This window comes from Microcoleus sp. BM001215392, from assembly GCF_036700185.1.
Lineage (GTDB): Bacteria > Cyanobacteriota > Cyanobacteriia > Cyanobacteriales > Microcoleaceae > Microcoleus.
In genome coordinates, this window is sequence record NZ_JAUBOJ010000259.1 from 1 (window position 1) to 10,821 (window position 10,821).

Sequence of the window (10,821 nt, forward strand, 5' to 3'; positions counted from 1 at the left end):
GTTTCGATGTTGGTACTTTGTGCTATCCCGATTGGCTGATCCGGGGAATTGCGGGGGCTGTAACGCCTAAATTGCCGCAAGTTGTCGCGCCGGGCACGCCTGTGGGGGAAGTGAGAGTTCAAGTGGGCGATCGCTTCGGATTTCCACGCCATTGTACAGTTTGTGCTGGCACAACCGATAGCATTGCAGCATTTTTAGCAAGCGGTGTCAATTCACCGGGGGAAGCTGTAACTTCTCTCGGTTCAACTTTAGCTGTGAAACTGTTAAGTCATACCCGCGTAGATGATGCGAGATACGGAATTTACAGCCACAGATTCTCTAATATATTCTCCCCCCCTTGTGAAGGGGGGGCGGGGGGAGATCTGTGGTTGGTTGGAGGTGCTTCTAATACCGGAGGTGCGGTGCTGCGGCACTTTTTTACTGATGCTGAGTTAACAACTTATAGCACGCAAATCGATCCAGATCGAGAGAGTTTGCTGGATTATTACCCGTTGTTGAAAAAGGGCGATCGCTTTCCGATTAATGATCCGAATTTGCCGCCAAAACTCGAACCGCGTCCGACTGATTCTGTGGAATTTCTGCACGGTTTGCTAGAAAGCATCGCGCGGATTGAAGCGCGGGGATATCAATTATTACAGGAGTTGGGCGCAACTCCTTTGACAAAGGTTTATACTGCTGGCGGCGGCGCCAAAAATCCAGTTTGGAGTGCGATTCGTCATCGTTATTTGAAAGTGCCTGTGGTGACTCCCGTTCATACTGCTGCTGCCTATGGAAGTGCGTTATTGGCGAAGCAGGGAAGTCAATTGATTTGAGATTTGTGATTAGAGGATTGGAGGAGTGCATCTCTATGAGTGCAAGGGCGAAGCATTTCGGTAGACAATTTATTAGTGAGAATCAGAGATTTACTACCGAAATGCTTCGCCCCTACGAATATATTTGCAAAAATTAAATGCACTCAAACATTCTGATATATTGTGGTAAGTTGTTATCCCTAAAAATTAAGGACAATGGCAAAGCTACCTGATGACATCCTGAACACAATTTTCAGTTTACAGCGACGGCTAGTGGAACTCCTCAACGAGACAACCGCGACAGAATATATTTTAATGCAGCAGTTTGGCGAGACAGAAGCGACACTCCCCGAACTCGAATCCCTGGATAATGTTAAGGAAAGGTTGAGAAACCCTTACAATCGTTTGTACAGGCTTTTGCAGCAAGTGGCAGAATCTCAACCCGCTGCGACTGCGGATACGTTAAACTTTCTGTATAGAACGATAGAACAAACAGAGGCGACTGTCGATGCCTCAGAAGCAACTATCCGAGAAATTAAAATCGATTGGAATTTGCCATGAATCAACAACCTAGAATCCCCGATGCTGAAACCAGAAAGCGACACGTTGAAAAGATGCGTGAAGTCTGCCAACAGTTGGACGCTTTGACTCTAAACCTGGATGAATTAATCGCTATATTTGAAGCTGACAACCGCCGCCAGCGTCGAGAACGTTTGGCGGGTAAATACAGGCGTGTGGAATCTCAGGTAATCGAATAAGATGGATCAACTGAGGGGCAATTTCCTACGCGATAGCCTTGAATCATTTCTTGTGAGTCCCCTCTGTTCGGACTTTGGTGGTTTAGTAACGATTAAAACCTCTGACTCCGATCGCTCGGGGATTTTCAACGCAAATTTGATATAATGCTAATTTTCGCGTACCATCCACACTAAAAATCCCAATATTCGATCGACGGGAGGTAGGGGATAGTCGGTAAGATCGATCGTCACTATTTGCCCTTCCAGCTTGAGAAACCGCCAAGCTGTGCCGCTGGAAACGCTGCCGTAGATGGCTAAAATCGATCGCCCTTTCGCTTCATTAAACCTCTGGGCCGCCACCATTTCAGCAATACACTGCCCCAAACCTACTTTCAAATCTCCTTTTTTGGCTTCCACCATCACAATTACCGGGGCCTCAACGTCTAGTTGTTCCGGGGAACGGCTGATGATAAAATCGCAAACTCCTGTCAGTCCAACAGCCACATCAACATTGAATTCCTCACCCGAAAACACGCTGATTTGTTGGTTGAGAATCCTGCGAACTTCCAGCAAGACAGGGTTGATAATGGCTTCAGAACGGGCTTTTTCGGTGCTGGTGGCGATCGCCCAAGGCAAATTTGTCTCCAGCATGGTCTGCAAGGCTGTTGCAGGTGCGATCGGCTCAATTTCCGGCAAAAATCTGATTCCTTCAACTACTGTGAGATTGAAGGCTTCTTTAACCTTGCTGATTGTCGTAAATTGACTGTAAGACATAAGAGTTTATGTTTTGATTTCTGCTTTAGATAAAAACGTAATTTTTATCACATTTTAACCGCCCATTTTTCAACCCAATTCCGTCGGGTTTTGCCTGTATAGACGCGGTTGAAACCGCTGGATTTTCTGTAAGATAAGACGGCGGTTGAAACCGCGTCTACACAAACGATGTCCGCCTCCGCGGACTAAAGATAAAAACGTAATTTTTACCGCATTTTAACCGCCCATTCTTCAACCGGCGTCCGGCTTGTTTTGCCTGTATAGACGCGGTTTCAACCGCCGGGTATTCTATCACACTCGCTGCAACTTCGCCGTCCTTGGATCGATAATTTTGCGGCCCAAACCTGTAAACTTAATTGCCAGATTAGTTTTATCGCCCACTCCCAAAACGTGGGTAATTTCTCCGACTCCAAAAGCATGATGAAAAACTCGTTCCCCAGTTTTCCACTCTGATGGAGAGCTTCCAGAATTAGCTACTGAATTATTAGTTTTTCCGTTGGATGCAGCCGTTTTAGCTGTCTTAGTTTTCTTCGTACTTCCAGCCAACAAATGTGTCGGTAATTCGCCCAAAAATAGCGAAGGCGTGCAGTGTTCGCGGTAGCCTCCCCAGAGGCGGCGTTCGCGAGTGTGAGTCAAAAATAGCAATTCCTGGGCGCGAGTGATGCCGACGTAGCACAAACGGCGTTCTTCTTCAATAGCTTTCGGGTCATCTAAACTGCGGAAATTGGGAAATAAACCCTGTTCCATTCCGACTAGAAATACTACGGGAAATTCTAAACCTTTGGCGGAGTGCAGCGTCATCAGCGACACGCGCGAATCGTCTTCTTTCAAGTCGTCTAAATCGGATGCTAAAGATGCTTTTGCTAAGAACGATGTCAGGGTCGGTTCTTCGTTTTGTTCTTCAAATTGCAGCACCGCGTTGTACAATTCTCGAACGTTTTCGATCCGGTTTTCGGCTTCCTCGGTTCCTTGGTTTTTCAAATCGTCAATGTAACCAGAATCTTCGATAATGCCTTGGACAATTTGCGATGCGGGCGTGGTTTCAAGTTTTTGTTGCCAATGAGCGATCGTTTGGGCAAACTTAATTATAGCTTTTGCCGATCGCCCTGCGAGAGTATTTACAGAAGATTCATCGCTGAGGATTTCCCACAACGGAATCCCCAACTGAGTTGCAGCTTCTTCGATTTTACCAAATGTGGTGTCGCCAATGCCGCGGCGGGGAGTGTTGATGATGCGTTTGAGGCTGACGCTATCGTCGGGATTGGCGATCGTCCGCAGGTATGCTAGGATATCTTTGATTTCTTTGCGATCGTAAAACTTCAGGCCGCCGACAATATTGTAGGGAATATCTAAGTACATTAACGCTTCTTCAAAGGAGCGAGATTGAGCGTTTGTGCGGTAGAGAATCGCAAAGTTGCTGCCGTGTTCGTATTCCGAGTTTTGGCGCTTCAGCGTTTGAATTTGACCAGCCACAAATTGTCCTTCATCTAACTCGTTGTCAGCGCGCCACACCACAATCGGCGCTCCGGGTTCGCGAGTCGGGCGCAGCACCTTCTCGATGCGTTCGGTATTGTGTTCGATCAAGTGGTTGGCGACTTGCAGGATGTTTTCGCGCGATCGATAATTCTCCTCTAATTTTACCATTGTCTGAGTCTTCTCGTCCGACAAACCATCGCCGAAATCCTCTTGAAATTCCAGCAAGATAGTATAATCTGCCATCCGAAAACTGTAAATTGATTGATCGACATCACCCACGACAAAGATTGAGCGATTTTGCCATTTATCAAACTGTTTCGGGTCAACGTTATTCGTGACTAACATCCGAATCAAATCGTATTGAGTGCGGTTAGTATCTTGGTATTCGTCAACTAAAATATGGCAAAACTTTCTATGCCAATAATTTAATACTTGCTCATTTTGGGATAATAGTTTAACTGGAACGAGAATTAAATCGTCAAAATCTAAGCCGTTGTTAGCTGCTAAAGCATCTTGGTAGCGACTGTAAACATCGGCAATTACGCGCCCTCGGTAATCCGGTTCGGCGGCTAGGAATTCTTGAGGCGACAAACCTTTATTTTTGGCATTGCTGATGACGTAGCGAACTTTGCGCGGGTCAAATTTCTTATCATCGAGGTTGAGGACTTTGGTAACGATTTGTTTGACGAGAGTTTGAGCATCTGACTCGTCAAAAATCGAAAAGTTTTTCTTCCATTGGCGGCCTTTTTCGTCTTGATATTTCTCAATGTCGTAGCGGAGAATGCGGCCGCACAGAGAGTGAAAGGTTCCCATCCAAATCTGTTTGGTAATTCTGTGGTAAATTTGCGATCGCAATGAAGTCTGTATTTGCGGCGCTAAATCTGCCAAAGGTTTGCCATATTCTGCTTCAGCTTGCTGAGTCGCCAGCAATTTCTCAATTCTTTCTTTCATCTCCCTAGCGGCTTTATTCGTAAATGTCACCGCCAGAATATTTTCAGGATCGACTCTGTGGGTGCGAACTAAGTTAGCTACGCGGTAAGTTAGAGCCCGCGTTTTCCCGGAACCGGCGCCTGCTACTACTAACAGCGGCCCGTTGTAATGGACGACTGCTTGGCGCTGGGATGGGTTGAGGTGGCTGAGGTGATCGGTAGTTTGAGTCATAGTTGGATAGTTAGTTGTTGGATTTTTTTAAGGGATAAATAATACTTAGTGTTTGATACCGGGAGTTTTTTTAAGGTTGGGTGCGATCGCCCTACAATATAATATCATGAATATCAGACGTACGGTTGAAACCGCGTCTACACAAACTTTCGTCCGCCGGACGCCGACGAAGATATAATAACGTAAAACATAATTTTACCGTCTATTCTTCAACCGGCGTCCGGCTTGTTTTGTCTGTATAGCCGCGGTTTCAACCGCCGGGTATTCTAACGTTTAAATATTTGTTTTATCCAAATTGCAGCTAATATTCCCAAACCGAGCCAGATGGCAATAATTACAGCAGCGGCTGTCCGATTTATCGGTTTTCCTCGCTCTATTTCAGCGGCTGCTTTTTCCCGACACTCGGCTAAAACTTGTGGCGGAATCATCTTGAGTACCAACCAAATTCCTAATGGTACAATTATCAAATCGTCCAAGTAACCGAGAATGGGGATGAAGTCTGGAATTAAGTCGATCGGGCTAAAGGCATAAGCAACTGTCACACCTGCTAAAACTCTCGCGTACCAAGGTACTCTCTGGTCTGTACTGGCTAAATAAACAGCGTAAGTCTCTTTTTTGAGTTGGCGTGCAGCTTGTTTTAAGGATTGCATATAAAAACTAATGATCGATGACTAATAACCAATGATTAATGACTAATGATCGAGGGTAAATCTGGGTTTTGAAGAGGGCGAAGCATGACCGCATATAAATTATTAGTTATGATTTCATATTAACTGCGGTCATGCTTCGCCCCTACAGATATATTTGCTTGCACAAGCCGCTGTACCAATGACTAATGACTAATGACAATGACTAAAATTTTTAGTTGCTAAAAACGTAACAGCCTGAATTTTTAGCAATTCCTGTGCGAAGGTCAAGTATATCATCTGTTGTATGTGAGGAGCATCGAGTTTATGAATTCAAATTTGCAACGCAATTCTAGAATCAATTTCCGCAGTCTGCTAACAGCTTTATGTTTAACCTTAACTCTCCTGAGTTTCGTGAGGTTAGATCCGGCGGTGGCCGGGGAACAGCGGATTAGAACGCTAACAGTTACTGGGCGAGGTATAGAAGCGATTCCGACAACTCAAACTCAAGTTAGTTTGGGGGTTGAGGTTCAGGGAAAAACGGCGGCCGAGGTGCAGCAGGAAGCGGCAAAGCGATCGTCCGCTGTGGTAGAGTTGCTGCGATCGCGCCAAGTCGAAAAACTCGAAACCACCGGTATCACCCTCAACCCGAATTACAGCTACGAAAACAACCAACAGCGCTTAATAGGGTATATTGCTACGAATACCGTCAGTTTTCGCATCAATACTCAATCTGCCGGTACTTTGCTCGACGATGCGGTGAGGGTCGGAGCAACCCGAATTCAAGGCGTGAGTTTTGTGGCCGCCGAAAGTGCGATCGAACAAGCTCAAAAACAAGCACTCAAAAAAGCCACTCAAGATGCTCAATCGCAAGCAGATGCAGTCCTGAGCGCGCTTAATCTCAAGCGGGGAGAGATTCTTGGAATTCAAGTCAACAGTGCGAGCGCGCGGCCTCCTGTGTACCGGCAGTTTGCTGCTCGCGCTGAGGCTAATGCTACAACACCCGTAGTGGGAGGAGAAGAGCAGGTAGATGCTTCTGTGACTTTGCAAATTAGCTATTGAATTACGGTTCGTAGTGAGGAATGCGAGTCCGCATCCATCCGAGGACTAAAGTCCTGACTACGAACCTATTTTATCGCAATAGTTTTAGCGAAAATAATATTAAAATTCAAGAGGCAGTTCGATTTAGCTATTGATTTACGGTTCGTAGTGAGGAATGCGAGTCCGCATCCATCCGAGGACTAAAGTCCTGACTGCGAACCTATTTTATCGCGATAGTTTGAGCGAAAATAATATTAAAATTCAAGAGGCAGTTCGATCGCAAATTCAGTACCTTTCCCGGCTATCGACTTGCAGAACAATTGACCGCCGTGCTTATCGCTGACAATCTGTTTAGCAATCGACAATCCCAGCCCGGTGCCCTTACCCACTGCTTTTGTCGTAAACAGAGGTTCAAACAAATGTTGTTGAATCTCCTCCGTCATTCCCAACCCGTTATCCGCAATTCGGACGATCGCACTTTCGCGCAAAATTTCCGTGCTAATGGTAATATTCAGAGGACGCTGGTCTTTTTCCCAAGCCTCTTCCACAGCATCGATCGCATTTGCTAGCAAATTCATAAACACTTGGTTCATCGGGCCGGGATAGCATTTAACTAGGGGCAATTCACCGTAGTTTTGGATAACTTCAATGGCCGGGCGACATCCTTGATCCTTGAGTCGGTGTTTTAACAGCAACAGCGTACTATCTAGAGTTTGGTGCAGCTCAATCGCGCTCACACTATCTCCATCCGAACGAGCAAAGTTTCGCAGCGACAGCGAAATATCTTTAATGCGCTCAGTGCCTACTTCCATGGAATCCAACAGGTGAGAAAAATCCTCGATCACAAACTCCAAATCTATGTCTTCAATCTTGCTAGCGATATCTGATGGAGGTTCAGGATAATATTTTTGATAAAGGCTGAGAAGTTCTGTAATCTCAGTAAGATATTCCTTTGCAGGCGCAATGTTGCTGACCATAAAACTCAGCGGGTTGTTAATTTCATGGGCGACTCCGGCAACGAGTTGTCCCAGGGCGGACAGTTTTTCTTGCTGCACTACCTTGACTTGAGCTTTTTGTAAAGCGCAGGTGCGTTCTGTAACTTGCTGTTCCAGATTGTCGGTCAACTCTTTGAGCCGCCAGTGAATGTTAACTCTGGCAATTACTTCGTCTTGTTCAAAAGGTTTTGTGATGTAATCCACCGCACCTAATGACAATCCTTTCATCTTACTTTCGGCATCTGCTAAAGCCGTCATAAAAATGACTGGAATTGCCTTTGTTAGCTGGTTCTCTTTAATTCGGCGACAGGTTTCAAAGCCGTCGATTCCCGGCATTTGCACATCTAGCAAAATTAGTTCGGGAAAAGGGTTTCTTGCCAAATTGACCGCACATTTTTCTAGCATAGCGAGCGCCGATTCTCCGTCCACGGCTACCCGCACTTTGTAGCCTGCTGTTTTTAAGGCTTGCGACAGAACTCCTAAATTTGTGGAACTGTCATCTACTATCAAAATAAATTTTTTATCTGACTCAAGCATGATTTTTTTCCTTAAACTTTTGATAAATGTTCTTCAATCAATGCCCGCAGCTCTTTGAGTTTGAATTTTTCTGCCAAAACGAGTATTTTTTGGGCAAAAATCGCGTGTTCTGGATTCGCTGTTTGAATTTCCTCGGCAATCTCGATTACCGCATCTAAATCGCCAGATTGAGCTTGTTCATCTAATAACTGTAAAATCTCGATCGCCGGAATCTGCATTTCATTTGGTATCGGATTTTGCGCTTTTTTGCCCGCAGTTACTGTATCGTCATACACCCACTCCAGCCGCAAATATTTTTTCAGTAAGCCCAGCAACACCTCTGCTTGCACCGGTTTCGGCAAAAAATCATTTCCGCCTGCATCCAGGCTCTTTTGGCGATCGATCTCAAACACGCTTGCAGACGAGACTAACACGATCGCCTCTCTCAGTTGAGGGTGAGTGCGGATTTGGTGTAAAAACTCAAATCCGTCCATCACCGGCATGGCTAAATCAGTGAGGATTAAATCCGGTGCGGTGGCTAAAGCGATATCGAGTCCTTGCTTACCATCAGCCGCTTCAATCATCTTAAAGCCGATCGGTTCCAGCAAGTTCACCAACACAGCCCGATTTTCCCACCTGTCATCCACCACCAAAATTTTGCGTTTTTCACCTTCGTAACCCAAAACAGCGCCCTGTTCGACGATTCTCGAACTCTCGGCCCAATTTTGCGCCTCCGGGAGCGACACTTCAAAGGAAAAAATACTGCCCGCTCCTGCACGGCTGTCGATCGCAATTTCACTCTGCATCAAACCCACAATCTTTTGACTGATCGCGAGTCCCAATCCGGTGCCTTCCGATTGTTTTTTCACATCGCCTACTTGCTCAAAAGGCAGAAAGATTTTCTGAACTTGTTCGGGTGTCATTCCCGGGCCTGTATCTTCAACTCTGAACCCAATTTTATATATTTTTTGAATCCCATCTAACTGAGAACTAGAATCAGAAAACTCAGCATCTTTAATTACATCAACATGAAAAACCACTCCGCCTTTTTCTGTAAACTTAATCGCATTCGAGAGCAAATTTAACAGCACTTGCCGCAAACGTTTCTCGTCACCCACAACCCCCGTCGGGAGTTGCGAATCAACCTGCAAATCAAAGTTAATTGCCTTTTCCTGAGCGCGGATAGTGCAGATTTCTGCAACTCCTTGGATGAATGAAGGTAGGTGAAAAGCTGTGGGATGCAATTCGAGTTTTCGGGCTTCAATTTTCGACAAATCCAAGACATCATTAATCAGCGTTAGCAGGTGCGAACCGCACTGATAGATGATATCAACACCGCCGCGTCCTTTTTGCGTCATCGGTTCGCTGCGCTGGAGAATTTGTGCGTAGCCTAAAATGCCGTTGAGGGGAGTTCGCAATTCGTGGCTCATGTTAGCCAAAAATTCGCTTTTGGCGCGGTTGGCGCCGTCTGCCATTTCTTTGGCAATTTTGAGTTCGACGGTGCGTTCTTCGACTCGCTGTTCGAGTTCGAGGTTGGTGTTTTCGAGGGTTGTAAAAGAGTCGCGCAGTTGCTGCGCCATGTCGTTGAAGGATTCCGAAAGCACGCCGAGTTCATTCTTCCCGGAGACTTCCACAGTGCGATCGAACTTTCCGGAGGCGAAATCCTGTGATGCTTTGCTCAAAAGTGCGATCGGCTCAGCAATCAGGCGGGAAGTATAAAAACCCACAACCGTCGCCACAATTAAGGCGCCGATACACAATAGAATCGTAGTGCGAGTATTAGCATTAATCTGCCCCATAAAATCCGATTCAGGAACCGCCACAACTACCAACCAATCCAATCCCCACTCGTCTTTCCAGGGTAAAACTTGGACAAACTGGCGTTCTTTATTCAGCAAAAAATCAAGCTGTTGAGGTTCTTTGATATTATTGAAGTTGCCGAAATGCTTTACTAAATATTGAGAGGTCGATCGGATCGATTCATCGCTGCTTTCCAATGCGCTTAACCGTTTAGGCTTGCCATCAATCAGTTTAAAGGGTTCCTCGGTACTAGAACTCCCAACGATTAGCCCGCTGCGCTCCACAATAAACGTTCTGCCGGATTTGCTGACTTTCAATTTTCGCAAGAAATCGCTAATTTCTGAAAGACGCTGATCGATCCCGATGACACCAATCAGTTTATTGTTCTTGTCATAAACCGGGCGATTTGCAGAAAGAGCTAGGGGGTAAGGTGGTATTTCCCATTGGTATAATGCCCATGTGGGTTTTCCGGCTTTAACCGTGTCTGAATACCAGAGTTCTTTTTCAAATTCGTAATTTTTTAATATGTTAACAAGCTGACTGGGCTTGCCATCACTGTCTGTTTTGTAGTTGTAAGTATCTCGATTTCCGTATCTTTTGGGTTCGACAGTGTTAACAATAATAAAAATCTTTTGATCGAGATACAGATATCCAGAACCTGCAAACTCACCCTCTGAAGACCCAAAGCTAATGTAACTGACATTAAACAATTGCATTTGTTTCCAGAAGAAACGAGTCATATTATCTAAATCTTTGGGAGCGAGCAATCCCACGTCGAAGGCATCGGCATTCACCTGAGCAAGATGACGGGCGGTGTTGAGTTTGCTGTCTAGATGCTGATTAATGCGGCTGCTGACTTCTGTCCGCAGTTGAGATGCCAAATCGTTGACTGCTTTCTGTCCGT

Annotated in this window: 9 protein-coding genes; 4 read left to right on the plus strand and 5 right to left on the minus strand. The window is 45.6% G+C overall.

Annotation, left to right across the window (positions count from 1 at the left end; translation table 11 throughout):
- From QT974_RS23215 to QT974_RS23225, 3 genes are all read left to right on the plus strand, one after another.
- Nucleotides 1-812: FGGY-family carbohydrate kinase (locus QT974_RS23215; RefSeq protein WP_333470781.1), on the plus strand; the 812-nt coding region annotated here is incomplete at its 5' end.
- Between the two features lie 195 nt (nt 813-1,007).
- Nucleotides 1,008-1,352: a hypothetical protein gene (locus tag QT974_RS23220; protein WP_293211975.1), complete on the plus strand. Its 345-nt coding sequence runs from the start codon at nt 1,008-1,010 to the stop codon at nt 1,350-1,352.
- The gene (locus QT974_RS23225; protein WP_194008696.1) at nt 1,349-1,549 is read left to right on the plus strand and encodes a hypothetical protein; all 201 of its coding nucleotides are present in this window, start codon (nt 1,349-1,351) and stop codon (nt 1,547-1,549) included. Before QT974_RS23220 ends, QT974_RS23225 begins: the two co-directional genes overlap by 4 nt.
- 147 nt (nt 1,550-1,696) lie before the next feature.
- On the opposite strand, the gene QT974_RS23230 is transcribed toward QT974_RS23225, so the two are convergent.
- The 3 genes from QT974_RS23230 to QT974_RS23240 form a co-directional block, all read right to left on the minus strand.
- Nucleotides 1,697-2,302 (minus strand): hypothetical protein, encoded by a 606-nt coding sequence (locus tag QT974_RS23230; RefSeq protein WP_333470782.1) that lies wholly within the window; start codon nt 2,300-2,302, stop codon nt 1,697-1,699.
- A 291-nt stretch (nt 2,303-2,593) separates the two neighbouring features.
- Nucleotides 2,594-4,939, minus strand: coding sequence for a DNA helicase PcrA (gene pcrA, locus QT974_RS23235; protein ID WP_333470783.1), 2,346 nt, complete (start codon nt 4,937-4,939; stop codon nt 2,594-2,596).
- Between the two features lie 266 nt (nt 4,940-5,205).
- Entirely contained in the window at nt 5,206-5,589 is a 384-nt protein-coding gene (locus QT974_RS23240) for a YkvA family protein (protein WP_333470784.1), read from the minus strand.
- A 303-nt stretch (nt 5,590-5,892) separates the two neighbouring features.
- On the opposite strand from QT974_RS23240, the gene QT974_RS23245 reads away from it, so the two are divergent.
- Nucleotides 5,893-6,627, plus strand: coding sequence for an SIMPL domain-containing protein (locus tag QT974_RS23245; RefSeq protein ID WP_333470785.1), 735 nt, complete (start codon nt 5,893-5,895; stop codon nt 6,625-6,627).
- Between the two features lie 233 nt (nt 6,628-6,860).
- On the opposite strand, the gene QT974_RS23250 is transcribed toward QT974_RS23245, so the two are convergent.
- Nucleotides 6,861-8,138 (minus strand): hybrid sensor histidine kinase/response regulator, encoded by a 1,278-nt coding sequence (locus QT974_RS23250; RefSeq protein WP_333470786.1) that lies wholly within the window; start codon nt 8,136-8,138, stop codon nt 6,861-6,863.
- 11 nt (nt 8,139-8,149) lie between these two features.
- Nucleotides 8,150-10,821: hybrid sensor histidine kinase/response regulator (locus QT974_RS23255; RefSeq protein ID WP_333470787.1), on the minus strand; the 2,672-nt coding region annotated here is incomplete at its 5' end.